Source organism: Mycobacterium sp. 050134, assembly GCF_036409085.1.
In the GTDB taxonomy this organism is placed as follows: domain Bacteria; phylum Actinomycetota; class Actinomycetes; order Mycobacteriales; family Mycobacteriaceae; genus Mycobacterium.
This window is the reverse complement of sequence record NZ_JAZGLV010000002.1, coordinates 247,884-266,848: the sequence shown is the minus strand read 5'-3', so window position 1 is coordinate 266,848 and position 18,965 is coordinate 247,884. Positions and strand designations below refer to the sequence as shown.

The window sequence follows — 18,965 nt, the reverse complement described above, 5'->3', positions numbered from 1 at the left end:
TGCTCCCCGCTCGATTACGTCTAGCGGCGGAGCTTATCAGCGGGATTGGCGCCGGGATGCCAGTGCAGCCAGCGCGCCGCCGGCCGCGCCGAGGGCCAGCGCCGACGGCACCCCGATCCTGGCGGCCTTCCGCGCGGTGCGGAAGTCGCGGATCTCCCAGCCACGCTCGCGCGCCAGCGTGCGCAGGCGGGCGTCGGGGTTGATCGCCACCGCCGTGCCGACCAGGGACAGCATGGGCACGTCGTTGTAGCTGTCGGAGTAGGCCGTGCAGCGCTTGAGGTTGAGGCCCTCCCGGATCGCCAACGACCGCACGGCGTGTGCCTTTCCGGTGCCGTGCAGGATGTCACCGACCAGCCGGCCGGTGAACACGCCGTCGACGGATTCGGCGACCGTGCCCAGCGCGCCGGTCAGGCCCAGCCGGCGCGCGATCGTCGCCGCGAGCTCGTAGGGGGTGGCGGTGATCAGCCAAACCTGCTGCCCGGCGTCGAGGTGCATCTGGGTGAGCGCGCGGGTGCCGGCCCAGACCTTGTCGGCGATGATCTCGTCGTAGATCTCCTCGCCCAGGCTCACCAGCTCGTCTACCGATCGTCCCTCGATGAAGGCGAGCGCCTTGCGCCGGCCGGCGGCGACGTCGTCGCTGTTCTCCTTGCCGAGCAGCTGGAACTTGGCCTGGGCGTAGATAAAACCGAGGACGTCGCGGTACGTGAAATAGTTTCGGGCCGCCAGGCCGCGACCGAAATGCACCGCCGACGAGCCTTGCACCAGCGTGTTGTCCACGTCGAAGAACGCGGCGGCGGTCAGGTCGACAGGTGGCTGCGGACGGTCCGTTGCATCCGCGTGCTTGAGGTCCTCGAGTGCGCGCGCGGCGCTGGCGTCGGCGGCGAGCGACTCCAGGTCGGCGCGGGTGGTGTCGTCCACGCCGTCCGGGTCAGAGGAAGTCATCGTCCAACCTCCTAGATCGCTGTCCTGCCCGTGGGTGACCGGTATCCAACCCTATCGGGCAGATGCGATGCGGGCGTTGAGGCCTCGGGCCGCGGCGCCGTGGCTCACGCCCACATGGACAGGTTCCGCGCCACCGCGCCGGTGTAGTTGCGGTGGGCGGTCTCGCCGGCGGTCCGCAATTCGGCCAACGCTTGGCGCATCATCGCCTCGCCCCGGACCCACTGCCGATGGGCCTCGGCGTGCGCCGCCGCGGTGTCTCCCGTCCAGGCGGCGTGCAGGCCCTGGACGCGAGAATCGATTTCGACGAGCATCTCTTCGACGTGGCGCTGGAACGCGGTCATCCGTCGCGTCGCGTCGCCCAGCGCTTCGGGGTCGACGCGAAAAGCGTCAGCCACGGTAAACCTCCCGCATTTCGTGTGCGGCCCTCGCCTCGTTCTGGTCGAAGGAGTCGCCGGCCTCACCCACCAGCCGCGCCAACGTCGCCAGGCCCGCCTGCACCTCGCGGGCCCCGTGATGCCACAGCTCCCACGCGGACCCGTACGCGTCCCCCGACGCCCCGCGCCAGCCGCCCAACATCCGGCCCACCTGGTCGTCGAGCTGCGCCAGCTCAGCCCTCAGGTGGTCGGCCGCTCCGCCGACGGAGACGGCGAATCCCCGCGTCACCACTGGATCGACGTGCAAGGCCCGCTCAACACCCATAGCGGCACGTTAAGGAACCGGGCCCGGCCTCACAATTCACCCGGGGCCGGGCCCGGCCCCACAATTCACCCGGGGGCCGGGCGCGGTGCCACAATCCACCCATGAGCCGATCCCACGTTGAGCTACTGACCCGCGACGGGTGCACCATCTGCGATCGCGTGCACGCACGGCTGGCCGAACTGGCCGCGGAGCTCGGGTTCGACCTGTCGACCACGGACGTCGACGCGGCCGCGGACGCGGGCAATCCGGCGCTGCGGGCCGAGTTCGGCGACCGGCTGCCGGTCATCCTGCTCGATGGGCGCGAGCACAGCTACTGGGAGATCGACGAGCCGAGGCTGCGCGCGGATCTCGCCGGCTGAGGTACGGGCCGGCGACCGGGAGTGACGTCGGTCAATTATTTGGTAGCCCACCTCATAAACGTTTACCGTGGACAGCAGTTCATTCACTGGAAGAAGCAAGGGAGCTGGCCAGGTGATGCTGCCGTGAGCATCCTGCTCTTCGGGGTTTCGCACCGCAGTGCGCCGGTCTCCGTCCTGGAACAACTGAGCATCGACGAGTCCGATCAGGGCAAGATCGTCGACCGGGTGCTGCAGTCACCGCTGGTGACCGAGGCCATGGTGCTATCGACGTGCAACCGGGTCGAGGTCTACGCGGTGGTGGACGCGTTCCACGGCGGGCTGGCTGCGATCGGGCAGGTGCTGTCCGAGCACTCGGGCATGCCAATGGGGGACCTGACCAAGCACGCGTACGTCCGCTATAGCGAGGCCGCCGTCGAGCACCTGTTCGCGGTCGCCAGCGGTCTCGATTCGGCGGTCATCGGCGAGCAACAGGTACTGGGCCAGGTCCGGCGCGCCTATGGCTCGGCCGAGTCCAACCGCACCGTGGGCCGGGTGCTGCACGAGCTGGCGCAGCGTGCCCTGTCGGTGGGCAAGCGGGTGCACTCCGAGACCGCCATCGATTCCGCCGGCGCCTCGGTGGTGTCGGTCGCCCTTGGCCTCGCCGAACGCCGGCTGGGCGGGCTGCAGGGCAGGACTGCCGCGGTGGTCGGCGCCGGCGCCATGGGCGCGCTGTCGGCGGCCCACCTGACGCGCGCCGGCATCACCCGCGTCCACGTCCTGAACCGGTCATTGCCCCGGGCCCAGCGGCTGGCCCGCAAGATCCGCGAAGCCGGGGTGCAGGCCGACGCGCACACGCTGGATCGCCTGGCGGACGCGCTGGCGGACGCCGACGTGGCGGTCAGCTGCACGGGTGCGGTGAGCCCGGTGGTGTCGCTGGCCGACGTGCACCACGCCCTGGCCGGGGCGCGCCGCTCGGGCCTTGATGAGTCGACCCACCCGCTGGTGATCTGCGATCTGGGCATGCCGCGCGATGTCGACCCGGCGGTTGCCGGGCTGCCCGGCGTCTGGGTCGTCGATGTGGACCGCGTCCAGCATGAGCCTTCCGCGCACGCCGCAGCCGCCGACGTCGACGCCGCCCGGCTCATCGTGGCTGCCGAGGTCGCCAACTACCTCGCCGGTCAGCGGATGGCCGAGGTCACCCCGACCGTGACGGCGTTGCGGCAGCGCGCCGCCGATGTGGTCGAGGCGGAGCTGCTGCGGCTGGACAACCGGCTGCCCGGGCTTGCCAGCGCCGAACGCGAGGAGGTGGCCCGCACGGTGCGGCGGGTGGTGGACAAGCTGCTGCACGCGCCGACGGTGCGGATCAAGCAGCTGGCCAGTTCCCCCGGCGGCGACAGCTACGCCGAGGCGCTGCGCGAGCTGTTCGAACTCGACCAGACCGCGATCGACTCGGTGGCCGCCGTCGCGGCGGGCGAATTGCCCGCCGTGCCAAGCGGATTCGACACGGGCGTGGCCGGCGCCCCGCAGGCTTCGGGCGAGTAGCCGATTGCCGAACGTGATCCGGATAGGCACCCGGGGCAGTCTGTTGGCCACCACCCAGGCCGGCACCGTACGCGACGCCCTCATCGCCAGGGGTCACCCCGCGGAACTGGTGACGATCTCCACCGCGGGCGACCGGTCGGCGGCTCCCATCCAGACCCTGGGTGTCGGCGCCTTCACCACGGCACTGCGCGAGGCCATCGAGGACGGCCGCGTCGACGCCGCGGTCCACTCGCACAAGGATTTGCCGACCGCCGACGACCCGAGATTCACGATCGCCGCGATACCCCCGCGCAACGACCCCCGCGACGCGGTGGTGGCCCGCGACGGACTGGTGCTCGGGGAGTTGCCGGCCGGGTCGCTGGTGGGCACCTCATCCCCGCGCCGGGCCGCGCAGCTTAGAGCACTGGGTCTCGGTTTGGAAATTCGCCCCCTACGAGGCAACCTAGATACCAGGTTGAACAGGGTGAGCAGTGGTGATCTTGACGCGATCGTGGTGGCCCGCGCCGGCTTGGCGCGGCTGGGCCGCCTCGGCGACGTCACGGAGACGCTAGAGCCGGTGCAGATGTTGCCAGCACCAGCTCAGGGCGCTCTCGCCGTCGAATGCCGCGCCGGCGACGAGCTGGTGGCGGTGCTGGCGGAGCTGGACGACGCCGACACGCGAGCGGCGGTCACCGCCGAGCGAGCCCTGCTGGCCGAACTGGAGGCGGGTTGCTCCGCACCGGTGGGCGCGATCGCCGAAGTGGTCGAGTCCATCGATGAGGACGGTCGCGTCTTCGAAGAGCTGTCGCTGCGCGGTTGCGTGGCGGCGCTGGACGGGTCCGATGTGATCCGCGCGTCCGGCATCGGCGCTCCCGGTCGGGCTCGAGAGCTTGGGCTCTCGGTGGCCGCGGAGTTGTTCGAGCTCGGCGCCCGGGAGCTCATGCGGGCGGCGCGGCAAGAAGAACCCGCGCGAGAAACTGAATGAAACGACTTGGGAGCGACAATGACGACGCGAGGGCGTAAGCCGAGACCGGGCCGCATCACCTACGTGGGTTCCGGCCCCGGTGACCCCGGATTGCTGACGACGCGGGCCGCCACGGTGCTGGCCAACGCCGCCCTGGTGTTCACCGACCCCGACGTGCCCGAACCGGTGCTAGCGCTGATCGGCAGGGACCTGCCGCCGGTGTCGGGCCCGGCTCCGGCCAACCCGGCCGCGCTGGACGGCGACGGGAGCGCCGACCCCGAACCCGCCTCCCCGGCGGTGATCACCGGCGCTCCCGACATCCGGCCGGCGCTTGGTGATCCCGCCGAAGTCGCCAAAACGCTGACCGCGGAGGCCCGTTCCGGCGCAGACGTCGTGCGGCTGGTGGCCGGCGACCCGCTGACGGTCGACTCGGTGATCACCGAGGTGAACGCCGTCGCACGCAGCCACCTGCACCTCGAGATCGTGCCCGGCCTGTCGGCCACCGGCGCCGTCCCCACCTATGCGGGACTGCCGCTGGGGTCGTCGCACACGGTCGCCGACGTGCGCGGCGACGTGGACTGGGAGGCCCTGGCCGCGGCGCCCGGCCCGCTGATCCTGCAGGCCACGGCGTCGCACCTGGCGGACGCGGCGCGCACCCTGATCGAGCACGAGCTGGCCGAGGCCACCCCCTGCGTGGTGACCGCGCACGGCACCACCTGTCAGCAGCGGTCCGTCGAGACCACCCTGCAGGGCCTCACCGACCCGGCGGTGGTCGGCGCCGCCCTGCACGACCATGGGGCCGGGCTGCCCGGAGACCCCCAGGGCGGTTCGCTGGTGGTCACCATCGGCAAGACCGTCGCGAACCGGGCAAAGCTGAACTGGTGGGAGAGCCGGGCGCTGTACGGCTGGACGGTGCTGGTGCCGCGCACCAAGGACCAGGCCGGCGAGATGAGCGAGCGACTCACGTCCTACGGCGCCCTGCCCATCGAGGTCCCGACCATCGCCGTTGAGCCCCCGCGCAGCCCCGCGCAGATGGAGCGGGCGGTCAAGGGCCTGGTCGACGGGCGATTCCAGTGGGTGGTCTTCACCTCCACCAACGCGGTGCGCGCGGTGTGGGAGAAGTTCGGCGAATTCGGCCTGGACGCCCGCGCGTTCTCCGGCGTCAAGATCGCCTGCGTCGGCGAGCAGACGGCCGACCGGGTGCGCGCCTTCGGGATCAGCCCCGAGCTGGTGCCCGCCGGGGAGCAGTCCTCGCTGGGCCTGCTCGACGACTTCCCGCCCTACGACAGCATTTTCGACCCGGTCAACCGCGTCCTGCTGCCGCGCGCCGACATCGCCACCGAGACGCTGGCCGAGGGCCTGCGGGAGCGTGGCTGGGAGATCGAGGATGTCACCGCCTACCGGACGGTGCGCGCCGCGCCGCCGCCGGCGGCCACCCGGGAGATGATCAAGACCGGCGGCTTCGACGCCGTGTGTTTCACCTCCAGCTCGACCGTGCGGAACCTGGTCGGCATCGCCGGCAAGCCGCACGCGCGGACGATCATCGCCTGCATCGGCCCCAAGACCGCCGAGACCGCCGCCGAGTTCGGCTTGCGGGTCGACGTCCAGCCGGAAACCGCCGCGGTCGGTCCGCTGGTCGACGCCCTGGCCGAGCACGCCGCGCGATTGCGGGCCGAGGGCGCGCTGCCGCCGCCGCGTAAGAAGAGCCGCAGGCGCTGAGTGAGTCCCGGACCCGCGAGCGTGCGTGTTTGTACGTCGCCACGTGGTAAGGCGCGTACAACTGTGCACGCTCGCGGCCTCGGAACCGCACGGTGAGCGCGGGCGGTTACCCCCGGCAGCGCCCGCGCCGGCTCCGCTCCACTCCCGCGCTTCGGCGGCTGGTGGCCCAGACGTCCTTGGAGCCAAGACATTTGGTGCTGCCGATGTTCGTCGCCGACGGCATCGACGAGCCGCGGCCGATCGCTTCGATGCCGGGAGTGGTGCAGCACACCCGGGACTCGCTGCGCGCGGCCGCCGCCGACGCCGTCGCCGCCGGGGTGGGCGGGCTGATGCTGTTCGGCGTCCCCCGCGACGAAGACAAGGACCCGTCCGGATCGCCGGGCACCGACCCGGACGGCATCCTCAACGTCGCCCTGCGTGACCTGGCGACGGATCTCGGCGATGCCACCGTGCTGATGGCCGACACGTGCCTCGACGAATTCACCGACCACGGCCACTGCGGCGTGCTCGACGACCGGGGCCGTGTCGACAACGACGCCACCCTGCTGCGGTACGTCAAATTGGCTGTGGCGCAAGCGGAATCGGGCGCCCAGGTGGTGGGGCCGAGCGGGATGATGGACGGTCAGGTGGCCGCGATCCGCGACGGCCTCGACGCCGCGGGCTATACCGATGTGGCGATCCTGGCCTATGCCGCCAAGTTCGCGTCGGCGTTCTACGGGCCATTCCGGGAGGCGGTGAGCTCGAGCCTGTCCGGGGACCGGCGCACCTATCAGCAGGAGCCGGGCAACGCGCGCGAAGCGCTCCGCGAGATCGAGCTCGACCTCGGCGAGGGCGCCGACATCCTGATGGTCAAGCCCGCGCTGGGATACCTCGACGTGGTCGCGGCGGCGGCCGGGGTCTCACCGGTCCCGGTGGCCGCCTACCAGGTGTCGGGGGAGTACGCGATGATCTGCGCCGCCGCCGCCAACAAGTGGATCGACGAGCGCGCCGCCGTGCTGGAGTCGTTGATCAGCATCCGGCGTGCCGGAGCCGATATCGTGCTGACCTACTGGGCCGCGCACGCGGCGGACTGGCTGTCGTGAGGTAGGGCTTGGGGTGAGATCACAGACATCAGCGCGGGAGACCACGCCGAAGCCGTTGTTCTACGAGCCGGGCGCCAGCTGGTATTGGGTCCTGTTGGGCCCCGTCTCCGCCGTCTCCATGGTGTTGATCGAGGTGTGGAGCGGCGCGGGCGTGGGCCTGTTGGTCCCGGCCATCTTCCTGGTCTTGGTGTCAGCGTTCGTTGCGCTGCAGGTCAAGGCGGCCCGAATTCACGTTTCGGTGGAGCTGACCGAGGACGCGCTGCGCGAGGGCACCGAAACGATCTTGGTACGCGAGATCGTCAGGGTCTACCCGGAGCCGGAAAACCACGAGGCGTCCGGCAAGGAACTGGCGAAGTGGCAGTCGGCGCGGGCGCTCGGCGAACTGGTGGGGGTGCCGCGCGGCCGGGTCGGCATCGGTCTGCGGCTCACCGGGGGCCGCACCGCGCAGGCCTGGGCGCGCCGCCATCGTCAGCTCCGAGCGGCGCTGACGCCGTTGGTGCAGGAACGGGTGGAGCCGGGGGACGTCTTGGACTCCGATCACGCCGGAGATCACGCCTCCGATCACGACGACGACACCGGGTCGGCGCTGTGATCGGACGATACCGGGCCCTGGTCGAGCTCGGCCTGGCCTGTGCGGCGCTCGTCGGGGCCGGCGTGAGTTGGGTCAACGCCAGGCACATCGTGGCGGTGGCGCCCATCGTGGAGGGGCAGCCGTCCACCACGGCGTTGGTCTACGACCCCCAGGCGTTGTTGCTGACCATGTTGCTGCTGATCGCGGCAGGGGTGCTCGCCGTGCTCGGTGCGACCAGGTTGCGCCGAGCACGAAACGGCGTTATGCCGACTTCTTGATGAGCGGCAATACCAGCTGACGGCGGCTGTCGATGGCCTCGGCCAGACCGCGCAGCGCCTCGTGCACCGAGTGGGTGGCTCCGAAGATGTCGCCAACCATGGCGCTGACGGCCTCGCTCGGGACCAGCGTCCACTCGACACCGGCGGCGTTGCAGCCGTCGTCGAACATGGACAGCAGCGCCACGCCGGCCGGGGTGAATTCGGTGACACCACTCATGTCGAGCACCACCGGGCTGTTGCCGAGGATGAAACGCCGGAGGTACTCGCCCACCCGATCGATGTTGTCTCGGTCGATCTCGCCCCAGATGCTCACCACGGTCGCCAGGTGCCGGCAGTGTGCCCGGATGCGGGCGCCGCCGCAGTCGAAGGTGGTGATCGCGATGGTCATGAGCATCCTCCCGCACGGCCGCTCCAGGTCAACGAGACCCACGCTAAGCGGCAAACCTAAGGGGACCGGTAGCCCGCTCTAACTCTTTGGTAAGAGGCGGTTTCGCCGTCGTCGGGCGGGAACCAAGCAAAGGTCGGAACCCCTACCCACGGCAACACCGCTTAAACCCCTCACCGCGTTCTTGCCTCCGCGCTGTTAGGCTGCCGGTTGCTGGTCGGGGGGCCGGAGCCGCCAGATCGCCCGCTCAGCCGGACTGTCGAGACAGCAGCGTCCACACGGAAAGAGCATCGTGCGCACCGCAGAGATCAGGGGAGAGATCAAGGCCCTGACGGGACTGCGCATCGTGGCCGCGCTCTGGGTGGTGCTGTTCCATTTCCGCCCCATGCTCGCCGACGCCTCGCCCGACTTCCGCGACGCGCTCGCCCCGGTGCTCAACTGCGGCGCGCAGGGCGTCGACCTGTTCTTCATCCTCAGCGGTTTCGTCCTGACGTGGAACTACCTCGACCGCATGGGCCGCGCCTGGTCGACGCGCGCCACGCTGCACTTCCTGTGGCTGCGCCTGGCCAGGGTATGGCCGGTGTACCTGGTAACCCTGCACCTGGCCGCGCTCTGGGTGATCTTCACGCTGCACGTGGGCCACGTGCCGTCGCCGGACGCCGGCCAGCTCACCGCGATCAGCTATGTGCGCCAGGTCCTCCTGGTGCAGCTGTGGTTCCAGCCGTTCTTCGACGACTCCAGCTGGGACGGCCCCGCCTGGTCTATCAGCGCGGAATGGCTGGCCTACCTGCTCTTCGGCGTGCTCGTGCTGGTGATCCTGCGCATGAAGCAGGCAACCCGGGCGCGCAGCCTCATGCTGCTCGCATTCGCGGCGTCCCTGCCGCCGGTCGTGATGCTGCTCGCCAGCGGCCACTTCTACACCCCGTGGAGCTGGCTGCCGCGGATCGTGACGCAATTCACCGCGGGCGCGCTGGCGTGCGCCGCGGTGCGCAGGTTGCGGCTGACCGACCGCGTTCGCCGCATCGCGGGGTACATCGCCCTGCTCGTGCTGGCCGCCATGGTCGGCACCCTCTACTGGTTCGACGCGCATCCGATCAGCGGGGTGGTGGAGAACGACAGCGGCGGCGTGGTCGACGTGCTGTTCGTCCCGCTGGTCATCACGCTGGCAATCGGCGTCGGGGGGTTGCCGGGGGTGCTGTCGACGAGGCCGATGGTCTACGGGGGAAAGATCTCGTTCTGCCTGTACATGGTCCACGAGCTGGTGCACACCGCTTGGGGATGGGCCGTCGAGGAATTCGACCTGACTCCGCAGGACAATCCCTGGAAGTGGAATGTCTTGGCGCTGCTGGCAATTGCGGTGGGCGCCGCAATCCTGCTCTACTACCTGGTCGAAGAGCCTGGCCGCCGTTGGATGCGCAGGATGGTCGACGTGCGGTCCGCGAAGCCGAGAATCGACGCCGGCGAGGCGGGTACCGCCAAGCTGCATCCGATCGACGGTGCGCTGGAACCGGTTTCGGCGCGCGCCGGATAACGGTTCGACGCGCGGTTCTGGTCGTTTCCTTCCGTAGTATTTTCGGTTGTTCAATTGCGGCACACGAGGATGCCGTTCGGGGGAGGTATGCAGTGAGCCGTCTGATCACGTTCGCGATCAGTCTCGCGTTTCTCGTCGGGCTGGCGTGTGACGACGTTGCGTACTCCGCGCCGCTGCGGGCCTATGAGACGCTCACGCTGGATTCCCGGATGAGCCACGTCGCCGTGGTCGGCGACTCGTACACCACCGGGACCAACGAGGGCGGCCTGGGCCCAAGGTCCTGGACCGCCCTGGCGTGGCGGACGCTCGGCTCGCAGGGCGTGCGGATCGCGCCCGACGTCGCGGCCGAGGGCAGGGCCGGCTACGGAGTCCGGGGGGACCACGGCAGCATCTTCCAGGACCTCACCGCGCGCGTGGTCAAGCCCGAGGACGCGCTGGTGGTCTTCTTCGGCTCCCGGAATGACCAGGGCTTTGATCCCATTGCGCTGGCCGGAAGGGCGCACGACGCCTTCGATCTGGCCCGCCGGCTCGCGCCGTCCGCCAAGATCCTGGTGATCGGCCCGCCGTGGCCGACGGCCGACGTTCCCGGCGACGTGCTGCAGATCCGCGACGTACTCAACGCCGCCGCCCACGCCGCGGGGGCGGCGTTCGTGGACCCGATCGGCGACCGCTGGTTCGTGGACAGGCCCGACCTGATCGGCCCGGACGGCGTGCACCCCAACGACGCGGGGCACCGCTACCTGGCAGACATGATCGCACCGCTGATCCGGATGCAATTGTTCGCCTGAGTGCGCCAAGGCGCCGGCCGCCAAGGCCGGACGCCAGCGCCGCGGGGCGTTCAGTCTTCCGCGTGCCGTTCGTAGTCCCAGCGCTCCAGGCGGGCCTGGAGCTGCATCAGGCCCATCCCCGCAACGGGCGCGGCGAGCGCGATACAGACCAGCATCAGCGGAGTCATCTCACAACCTCCAAAAAGCTTTCTCCAGTATGACGTTCGCTTGCGAGAATTTGGTTCATTTCGGCCCATCTGCCGTGGCGCGTTCGGTGAGTGCGGCGATGACCGGCGCCAGTAGCCGCGCGTACTCGGGCGTGACGTGATTGTCGTCGCGGAACACCAGGGTGTTGCCCACAATCACCGGGCAGCGGTCGGCGGCGCAGAACAGGTCGCTCAGATCCGCGTAGTGCCCGCCGGCGTCGGCGGTGGCGCGTTGTTCGTCGGCGATCCCGCGGGGGTCGAGCGCGTCGACGCGCGTTGGCGCGCAGGCGCCCGCGTCGTCGAGATGACCCGACAGGCACGTCGGCACGGACGAACCCGGGTCGGCGACGGGCCCCAGTACGAGCACGGTCGCACCCGTGCGCCGCAACCCGGCGACGGTGCGGCCGAGGGTGTCGAGCCACGCCGGGTCATAGGACGTGAAACCGAAGTCGGCGCCGTAGCGCCGGCTCATGCTCACCACGACCAGCCGCGGGCGTTCGGCCTGCAGACGGTCCATGACCTGGCCGCGCCATTGCTCGCACTCGGTGTATTCGCGACCCAGGTAGGGGCTGGTGATCCGCAGATCCTGCAACGGGCAGGTCACCTTGGCCATCGTCTCCAGCCGCCAGTGCCGCTGCCCGGCGAGCTCTTCGATGGCCGGCTGCCACATCGCGGCATGCGAGTCGCCGACCAATGCCACGGTGGTCGGGGATGCGGTGTCGCCGGACGCGCATTCGCCTTGGCCTACGTCGCGCCACGACCGCACACAGCCGTTGACGAAGGCGGCCGGCTTGTCGGCCGGTGCCGCGGCGAGCGGCGGGTCCAGGTTCGACGGGACGCCCCCTGCTTGACGGCCGCGAGCACCGCGTCGCGCACCTGCGCGGAGGCCTGGCGGACCGCCGCTTCGGGCGCCGCGACGCCGGGGAGGCTCGGCAGCGCGACGATGTTGGCCCTGGCCGCGGCGGACCCGTGGCCCACCGGCGCCGGGACGACGTTGAGCAGCAGCGCGCAGGCGCAGCCCGCGACGGCGGTGGCGCCGGCGGCCATCGCCAGGGTGGCCTTCGCCGACCGGCGCAGCGCGGCGGCGAACCGGCCCGGGTTTTCCACCAGGTGCAACGTGATCACCGCCAGGCCGGCCGAGACGACGATCGCCGCCAGCCGGCCCGCCAGGCCCGCCGGCAGGCCCAGCAGCGGCGGCAGGAGCAGCAGCACCGGCCAGTGCCACAGGTACCACGAGTAGGACACCCGGCCGATCGCCCGTGGCGCCGGCCGGCAGAGGAGCCGGCCGACGCCCAGCCCCCTGGTCGCGCAACCGCCGCCGATCACCAACGCTGTGCCCAGTACGGGCAGCAGCGCCGAGGTGCCGGGGTAGGGCGTCTTCGGGCCGAGTTGGGTGGACGTCAGCAGGATCAGGCTCAGCCCGCCCCAGCCGGCGATGGTCGCGGGCAGCAGCGGCAGCCGGCGCCATTGCGGGATCGACAGCGCCACCAGACCGCCCGCGGCCAGCTCCCAGGCCCGGGTCGGCAGCGAGAAGAACGCCCACGACGGCGATACGCGCGTGCAGAGCACGGCGGCCGCCAGCGACGCCGCGCCGACGAGCGCGAGGACCGCCGCGTACGGCGCCATCCGGGACGCGGCGCCGCCCGGCCGCACCCGCCCGAGCAGCCAGGCCGTGCCGACCAGCAACACCGGCCAGGCCAGATAGAACTGCTCTTCGACGCCCAGCGACCAGTAGTGCTGGAACGGCGAGGGGGCATCGGATCCGAGGTAATCCGCGCTCTGCGCGGCGAACCGGTAGTTGCCGACGTAGAGGGCGCTGGCGATGCCGTCGACGAAGACGCGGCGCGCCTGCAGCGGCGGCAGCGCCACCGCCGCCGCGACCGCGGTGACGACGCCCACGGTGGCGGCCGCGGGCAGCAACCGGCGCGCCCGTGCACCGTAAAAGCGGCCCAGCGCAACCGTGTTGGTGGTGCTGACCTCGCGCCACAGCAGCCCGGTGATGAGGAAGCCGGAGATCACGAAGAACACGTCGACACCGATGTAGCCGCCGGTGATGCCCGGCACGCCGGCGTGGTAGAACACGACCGCGAGCACCGCCACGGCGCGCAGGCCTTCGATGTCGGGCCGAAACCCCTTGCGGGAGACTCGCGGCTCCGCCTGAGGTGGTCTGCTGGCGAGTGGTTGTGGCGGTGTCGTCATCGGGCTCGCTAGGTCGCCATCCAGGCCAGCTCGCCCGGCAGTTGCATCCGCCAGTAGGCGATGTCGTGGCCGCCCAGGGAAAAGCTGCCCGCCGGTTGACTTTTCAGTTGGCTGACGAATTGCCTTGTGGCGAAGTAGAAGCGGTCGAAGGTGCCGCAGTCCACCCGCAGCGGAATCGAATTCAGCGCCGGCACGCCCAGGACGCTGTTCTGCACCCAGTCGTCGTAGCTGTCGAACGCGCCCGGGGTGCTTCCGGTGAAAGAGGTGAACAGCGCGGGGCTGATCGCGCAGATTCCGGCGGTGCGCCCCGGCCCGAGCCGGGCGCCCAGGTGCAACGCCCCGTACCCGCCCATGGACCACCCCATGAAACCCACCCGCGAGGTGTCGAAGCCCATCGTGGTGAGCATCGGCAGCAGCTCGTCGAGCACCATCGCGCCCGAGTCGACGCCGGAAGCGCGCTTGTGCCAGTAAGTGTTTCCGCCGTCGACGCCCACCACCGCGAACGGCGGCTTGCCCTGTTTGGCCAGCTGGGCCAAGCCCTCGGTGACGCCCATGTCCAGCATCTGGCTGGCGTCACCGTCGACGCCGTGCAGCGCGATCACCGGGCGCAGCGCCGTGGTCTGCCCCGGCGGCATGGCGATCACGTAGTTGGTCTTGATGCCGCCCCGGGCGGCCGAGACGAACGAGCCGGTGAGCTTGGTGGGCAGGGAGGCGCCCGCGGTCGGCGGCTCGAACGGCGCGGGCGCCGCCTGCGGCTTGATCGGATCGAGCAGGGCGCTCAGGGCGAACACGCCAGCGGCCCCCAGGCCGGCGCCGGCTCCCATGCGCAGCACCGCCCGGCGTGTCAGGTCAGGCATGATCGCAACTATGCCGCCCTGACCGGCCACCACCGCCCGAGCCACGCCGTATTGGAAGCATTGTGTGATCTGGCGTGACCCGCCGGTCACCGACCGGTGATGTCGCACGGAATGTGGGATCGAATCTGCGCGGTTTCAACCCTCGTGTGCGCGCCCGGATTCACCGAGTATGGAGCTTTCGTGTCGACTGGGGAGGGTGGTTAATGAGTCTGGCATTTCATTGGTTCCTGCCGACCTACGGCGATTCGCGGAACCTGGTCGCCGGCGGGCACGGCACCCCGATGTCCGGTGACCGGCCGGCGACGCTGCGGTACCTGCACCAGATCTGTGCGGCGGCCGAGGACAACGGCTTCGAGGCGGTGCTGACACCGACGGGGTTGTGGTGCGAGGACGCCTGGTTGACGACCGCCATGCTGGTCGAGCGCACCGAGACGTTGAAGTTTCTGGTGGCGTTCCGCCCCGGCCTGCTCAGCCCGACGCTGGCCGCCCAGATGGCCGGCACCTTCCAGCGCCACTCGGAAGGGCGGCTGCTGCTCAACGTCGTCACCGGCGGGGAGCCCCACGAGCAACGGGCCTACGGTGACTTCCTGGACAAGGAGGCGCGCTACGCCCGCACCGCCGAGTTCCTGCACGTCGTGCGGCAGCTGTGGACCGCCGGTGAGCCGGTCACCTTCGCCGGCGACCACGTTCACGTGGAGGGCGCGCAGCTGAACAACCCGCCGGACCCGGTGCCCGCGGTGTTCTTCGGCGGGTCGTCGGCCGCCGCCGGCCCGGTCGCGGCCAAGTACTCCGACGTCTACCTCACCTGGGGTGAACCGCGCCCGGCGGTGGCCAAGAAGCTGGACTGGATCAGGGAGCTGGCCGCGGACGCCGGCCGAATCCTGCGGTTCGGACTGCGGATTCACGTCATCAGCCGGGACACCGCCGCCCAGGCCTGGGCCGAGGCCGACCGGCTGCTGGCGGCCGTCGATCCGGCCGACGTCGAGCGGGTGCAGGCCAGCCTGGCCCGCAGCGAGTCCGAGGGCCAGCGCCGCATGCTCGATCTGCACGGCGGCGACAGCGGCCGGCTGCTGGTCGGCCCGAACCTGTGGGCCGGGGTTGGCCTGGTGCGCGGCGGCGCCGGCACGGCTCTCGTCGGGTCGCACGCCGAGGTTGCCGAGAGGCTGATCGAGTACTCCCGCCTGGGGATCAGCCACTTCATCCTGTCGGGCTATCCGCACCTGGAGGAGGCGTACTGGTTCGGGGAGGGCGTGCTGCCGCTGCTCGAGCGCGAGGGCCTGTGGCAGCACCCCAACCGCCACTCGCACCCGGCGCCGGCGACCCCGTTCGCGGTCGCCTCGGCGCACTAGACAACGATGGCCACCACGTTGCCCGGCGTCGGCGTCGCCACGCCGGAGGAAGCCGGCGATCCCGGAACCCGCCATCGGCTGCGCGTCGTCGTCGCGGCCAGCCTGCTCGGCACCACCGTCGAGTGGTACGACTTCTTCCTGTACGCCACGGCGGCGGGCCTGGTGTTCAACAAGGTCTTCTTTCCCGATGAAAGCTCTTTTGTCGGAACGCTTCTCGCGTTCGCGACCTTCGCCGTCGGGTTCGTCATGCGACCGGTCGGCGGGCTGGTGTTCGGCCACATCGGGGACCGGATCGGGCGCAAGCGGAGCCTAGCCCTGACCATGCTGATCATGGGTGTCGCCACGGCCCTGATCGGCGTGCTGCCGACGGCCGCGCAGATCGGTGTTTGGGCGCCGGTGCTGTTGCTGACGCTGCGCATCCTGCAGGGATTCGCGCTGGGCGGCGAGTGGGCCGGCGCCGTGCTGCTCGCCGTCGAACACAGCCCCACGGGCCGGCGCGGCCGCTACGGGGCGATCCCGCAGATCGGCCTGGCGCTCGGATTGGCTTTGGGCACAGGAGTATTCGCATTTCTGCAGATCGCGCTGGGGCAGGCCCGGTTCCTCGCCTACGGCTGGCGCATCGGGTTCCTGCTGAGCCTGGTGCTGGTCGTGATCGGCGTCGTGGTGCGGCTGCGGGTCGAGGAAACCCCGGCCTTTCGCGAATTGGCCGAGCTCGAGGCCACGTCCACCGTGCCCATCCGCGAGATCATCCGCGAACCCCGTTCGCGGCGCAACACGCTGCTCGGCTTGCTGTCGCGTTGGGCCGAGGGGTCGGCGTTCAACACCTGGGGCGTGTTCGCCATCAGCTATGCCACGGGCGCGTTGGGCTTCAACAAGGTGTCCGTGCTGGTCGTGGTGACCATCGCGGCGTCGCTCATGGCGGTGCTGCTGCCGGTGTCGGGCCTGCTCGCCGACCGCTTCGGCCCACGCCGGGTGTACCTCGCGGGGGTGGCATGCTACGGGGTGGTGGCCTTTCCCGCGTTCGCGTTGTTCGGCACCCGCAACCTGGTGCTGTTCGCGCTGGCGATGGTCGTCGTGTTCGGGATCGTGCACGCGTTGTTCTACGGCGCGCAGGGCACGCTGTATTCGGCGCTGTATCCCACCGCCACCCGCTACACGGGGCTGTCGTTCGTCTACCAGTTCTCGGGCATCTACGCCTCCGGGGTCACCCCGTTGATCCTGACCGCCCTGATCGCGGCGGTTGGCGGGGCGCCGTGGCTGGCGTGCGCGTATCTGGTTGCCACTGCCGCGATCAGCGTGGTCGCCACCGCGCGCATCCGCGACGCGGATCTGCACCTGTAGGGCGGCGCGCGCCGGGCGGCCGGGTGCTCGCGCGGCGACCACACCGCCCCAAGCTGCTAGCGTCCGCGCATGCAAAGCATGCGACGGCAGATGAATTCCCGGCCCGGCCCGACCGGCTCCGGCGCGGGGAAGCGTGGCGAAACGCAACTGCGACAGGGATTGTCGCAGCGCCAGCTCAACATGATCGCGATCGGCGGCGTGATTGGCGCCGGGCTGTTCGTCGGGTCCGGCGTCGTAATCAGGGACACCGGCCCGGCGGCGTTCTTGACCTACGCGCTGTGTGGCGTGCTCGTCGTCCTGGTGATGCGGATGCTCGGCGAGATGGCCGCCGCCAACCCGTCGACGGGTTCGTTCGCCGACTACGCCGGGCGCGCGTTGGGCGGCTGGGCGGGCTTCTCGGCGGCCTGGCTGTACTGGTACTTCTGGGTGATCGTGGTCGGCTTCGAGGCGGTCGCCGGCGGCAAGGTCCTCAGCTATTGGTTCCACGCGCCGCTGTGGCTGCTCTCGCTGTGCCTGATGGTGCTCATGACCGCGACCAACCTGTTCTCCGTCACGTCGTTCGGCGAATTCGAATTCTGGTTCGCCGGAATCAAAGTCGCGACGATCGTCGCCTTCCTCGCGGTGGGTGCGGTGTTCGCCCTGGGCCTGCTGCCGGGCCGGCACGCGGACTTCTCCAACCTGACGTCGCACGGCGGCTTCCTCCCGAAGGGCGTCGGGGCGGTGTTCGCGGCCATCGTGGTGGTGATCTTCTCCATGGTGGGCGCCGAGATCGTCACCGTCGCCGCGGCCGAGAGCCGCGATCCCGAGCTCGCGGTCGCGCGCGCGACGACGTCGGTGGTCGCGCGCGTCGGGATCTTCTTCGTTGGCTCGATCTTTCTGCTGGTCGTCATCATGCCGTGGAACTCCGTCGAGCTCGGCGCCTCGCCGTATGTCGCCGCGCTCAAGCAGCTGGGGCTGCCCGGCGCCGACCAGGTGATGAACGCGGTGGTGCTCACCGCGGTGCTCTCCTGCCTGAACTCCGGCCTGTACACGGCGTCGCGCATGTTGTTCGTGCTCGCCGACCGGGGCGAGGCCCCGACAGCGCTGGTCACGCTCAGCCGGCGCGGCGTTCCGTCGTACGCCATCCTGGCCTCGTCGGCGGTCGGTTTCGGTTGCGTGATCATGGCGTGGCTGTCGCCGGACACGGTGTTTCTGTTCCTGCTCAACTCGTCCGGGGCGATCATCCTGTTCGTGTATTGGCTGATCGGGCTGTCGCAGATCATCCTGCGGCGCCGGACGCCCGACGACCGGCTCTTGGTGAAGATGTGGTTGTTCCCGGGGTTGTCCGTACTCACCCTCTGCGGGATCACCGCCGTGCTGGTCCAGATGGCGTTCGACCGCTCGGCGCGCAGTCAGCTGTGGCTGAGCCTGTTGTCATGGGCGGTGGTGCTCGGGCTGTACCTCGCCACGCGGGCCCGGCGCCGAGATCGCGCTCACGCCTTTCGCCAGAACCCGTCGTAGCCGTAGTCGGAGAAGGGATCCGAACCGGCGGTCAGTCGGCCGTTGTAGTTCTGATCGAAGATCCGGCCGTTGTACCAGATCGCGACGTGGCCGTAGGAGAGTCCGGCGAAGCGGGGGTCCTGGCGCCACACCAGGATGTCGCCGTTGGCGAAACCCTGATCGGGATGCCAGTCGAATCCCCGGGATTCCAGGCGGTTGCCGCCGGTGCCCCCCTTCCCGTACGCGTACGCGTCGCCCCATCCGCCGTCGGTGATGCCGTACACGTCGCCCAGGTACTTGCGGACCAGGGCGACGCACTGACCGTCACCGACCTGCTGGCCCGTGACAGTTGCGACGAAATTGTCGAGCCGGGTCGTGGCGCCGAAGCCCGGATCTGTCGGGCAGGGTGGTGCGGCGACACCCGTCGCCCCCGTGTCGATGTCGACGTCGGCCACGAAGTGGCCGTCGGACGTCTCGTACCAGAGGTTGTCGGAGCCCTTCACGACGTCGCCGCGCTTCGAACAGACCAGGGTCAGGCGGTCGCCGGGGTTGTACCAGCCGTCCTGCCCCGAGCTCAGGGTGGCGTCGGACATCCGCTGGGTTCTCGCTTTGACCGTGCCGGTTGCCGCGGCGTCGACGGGCGACGCGGAGGCCGGAGCGAGCACGCCGGTTCCGGCCAGGACGACGGCGACGCCGGCAGCGGAGCGACGCATGATCAAGAAGTCCCCGACCATGGC

18 protein-coding genes and 1 pseudogene are annotated in these 18,965 nt (G+C 70.3%); 12 read left to right on the top strand and 7 right to left on the bottom strand.

Annotated features, from left to right (window positions below; translation table 11 throughout):
* Positions 1 to 36: 36 nt before the first annotated feature.
* The 3 genes from SKC42_RS03350 to SKC42_RS03340 all read right to left on the bottom strand — a co-directional run bounded on the left by SKC42_RS03350 (position 37) and on the right by SKC42_RS03340 (position 1,641).
* Positions 37 to 942, bottom strand: coding sequence for an HAD family hydrolase (locus tag SKC42_RS03350; protein ID WP_330962879.1), 906 nt, complete (start codon positions 940 to 942; stop codon positions 37 to 39).
* Between the two features lie 104 nt (positions 943 to 1,046).
* Entirely contained in the window at positions 1,047 to 1,337 is a 291-nt protein-coding gene (locus tag SKC42_RS03345; RefSeq protein WP_330962878.1) for a WXG100 family type VII secretion target, read from the bottom strand.
* The gene (locus SKC42_RS03340) at positions 1,330 to 1,641 is read right to left on the bottom strand and encodes a WXG100 family type VII secretion target (RefSeq protein WP_330962877.1); all 312 of its coding nucleotides are present in this window, start codon (positions 1,639 to 1,641) and stop codon (positions 1,330 to 1,332) included. The genes SKC42_RS03345 and SKC42_RS03340 overlap by 8 nt, the downstream gene beginning before the upstream one ends.
* A gap of 101 nt (positions 1,642 to 1,742) precedes the next feature.
* Between SKC42_RS03340 and SKC42_RS03335 the strand changes: the two genes are divergently transcribed.
* From SKC42_RS03335 to SKC42_RS03305, 7 genes are all read left to right on the top strand, one after another.
* Positions 1,743 to 2,000, top strand: coding sequence for a glutaredoxin family protein (locus SKC42_RS03335; RefSeq protein ID WP_330962876.1), 258 nt, complete (start codon positions 1,743 to 1,745; stop codon positions 1,998 to 2,000).
* Between the two features lie 123 nt (positions 2,001 to 2,123).
* Complete coding sequence (locus SKC42_RS03330; RefSeq protein WP_330962875.1) at positions 2,124 to 3,521, top strand: glutamyl-tRNA reductase; 1,398 nt, start codon at positions 2,124 to 2,126, stop codon at positions 3,519 to 3,521.
* Positions 3,522 to 3,534: 13 nt separating this feature from the next.
* On the top strand, positions 3,535 to 4,485 hold the full coding sequence (hemC, locus tag SKC42_RS03325; protein WP_330962983.1) for a hydroxymethylbilane synthase: 951 nt from the start codon (positions 3,535 to 3,537) through the stop codon (positions 4,483 to 4,485).
* Positions 4,486 to 4,503: 18 nt separating this feature from the next.
* On the top strand, positions 4,504 to 6,183 hold the full coding sequence (locus tag SKC42_RS03320; RefSeq protein ID WP_330962874.1) for a uroporphyrinogen-III synthase: 1,680 nt from the start codon (positions 4,504 to 4,506) through the stop codon (positions 6,181 to 6,183).
* A gap of 92 nt (positions 6,184 to 6,275) precedes the next feature.
* Complete coding sequence (gene hemB, locus SKC42_RS03315; RefSeq protein ID WP_330962873.1) at positions 6,276 to 7,265, top strand: porphobilinogen synthase; 990 nt, start codon at positions 6,276 to 6,278, stop codon at positions 7,263 to 7,265.
* Between the two features lie 55 nt (positions 7,266 to 7,320).
* On the top strand, positions 7,321 to 7,857 hold the full coding sequence (locus SKC42_RS03310; RefSeq protein ID WP_442931966.1) for a DUF3093 domain-containing protein: 537 nt from the start codon (positions 7,321 to 7,323) through the stop codon (positions 7,855 to 7,857).
* On the top strand, positions 7,854 to 8,114 hold the full coding sequence (locus SKC42_RS03305) for a hypothetical protein (RefSeq protein ID WP_330962871.1): 261 nt from the start codon (positions 7,854 to 7,856) through the stop codon (positions 8,112 to 8,114). The genes SKC42_RS03310 and SKC42_RS03305 overlap by 4 nt, the downstream gene beginning before the upstream one ends.
* On the opposite strand, the gene SKC42_RS03300 is transcribed toward SKC42_RS03305, so the two are convergent.
* Positions 8,098 to 8,502, bottom strand: a complete 405-nt coding sequence (locus tag SKC42_RS03300) for an STAS domain-containing protein (protein ID WP_442931953.1) — start codon at positions 8,500 to 8,502, stop codon at positions 8,098 to 8,100. The genes SKC42_RS03305 and SKC42_RS03300 overlap by 17 nt on opposite strands.
* A 289-nt stretch (positions 8,503 to 8,791) precedes the next feature.
* Between SKC42_RS03300 and SKC42_RS03295 the strand changes: the two genes are divergently transcribed.
* Both SKC42_RS03295 and SKC42_RS03290 read left to right on the top strand, forming a co-directional pair.
* The gene (locus SKC42_RS03295) at positions 8,792 to 10,030 is read left to right on the top strand and encodes an acyltransferase family protein (RefSeq protein WP_330962870.1); all 1,239 of its coding nucleotides are present in this window, start codon (positions 8,792 to 8,794) and stop codon (positions 10,028 to 10,030) included.
* A 92-nt stretch (positions 10,031 to 10,122) separates the two neighbouring features.
* A complete protein-coding gene (locus tag SKC42_RS03290) occupies positions 10,123 to 10,818 on the top strand; it encodes an Rv0518 family GDSL lipase (RefSeq protein ID WP_330962869.1) in 696 nt (231 codons plus the stop codon).
* A gap of 222 nt (positions 10,819 to 11,040) precedes the next feature.
* Here the strand turns inward: SKC42_RS03290 and SKC42_RS03285 are convergent.
* Both SKC42_RS03285 and SKC42_RS03280 read right to left on the bottom strand, forming a co-directional pair.
* Positions 11,041 to 13,202 (bottom strand): annotated as a pseudogene (locus tag SKC42_RS03285) (acyltransferase family protein).
* 8 nt (positions 13,203 to 13,210) lie between these two features.
* Positions 13,211 to 14,059, bottom strand: coding sequence for an alpha/beta hydrolase (locus SKC42_RS03280; protein ID WP_330962868.1), 849 nt, complete (start codon positions 14,057 to 14,059; stop codon positions 13,211 to 13,213).
* A 203-nt stretch (positions 14,060 to 14,262) separates the two neighbouring features.
* Between SKC42_RS03280 and SKC42_RS03275 the strand changes: the two genes are divergently transcribed.
* From SKC42_RS03275 to SKC42_RS03265, 3 genes are all read left to right on the top strand, one after another.
* Positions 14,263 to 15,408, top strand: coding sequence for an LLM class flavin-dependent oxidoreductase (locus tag SKC42_RS03275; protein WP_330962867.1), 1,146 nt, complete (start codon positions 14,263 to 14,265; stop codon positions 15,406 to 15,408).
* A gap of 6 nt (positions 15,409 to 15,414) precedes the next feature.
* Positions 15,415 to 16,749 (top strand): MFS transporter, encoded by a 1,335-nt coding sequence (locus tag SKC42_RS03270; RefSeq protein WP_330962866.1) that lies wholly within the window; start codon positions 15,415 to 15,417, stop codon positions 16,747 to 16,749.
* A gap of 78 nt (positions 16,750 to 16,827) precedes the next feature.
* On the top strand, positions 16,828 to 18,249 hold the full coding sequence (locus SKC42_RS03265) for an amino acid permease (RefSeq protein ID WP_442931965.1): 1,422 nt from the start codon (positions 16,828 to 16,830) through the stop codon (positions 18,247 to 18,249).
* Here the strand turns inward: SKC42_RS03265 and SKC42_RS03260 are convergent.
* Positions 18,222 to 18,962 (bottom strand): hypothetical protein, encoded by a 741-nt coding sequence (locus tag SKC42_RS03260; protein WP_330962865.1) that lies wholly within the window; start codon positions 18,960 to 18,962, stop codon positions 18,222 to 18,224. The genes SKC42_RS03265 and SKC42_RS03260 overlap by 28 nt on opposite strands.
* Positions 18,963 to 18,965 lie beyond the last annotated feature (3 nt).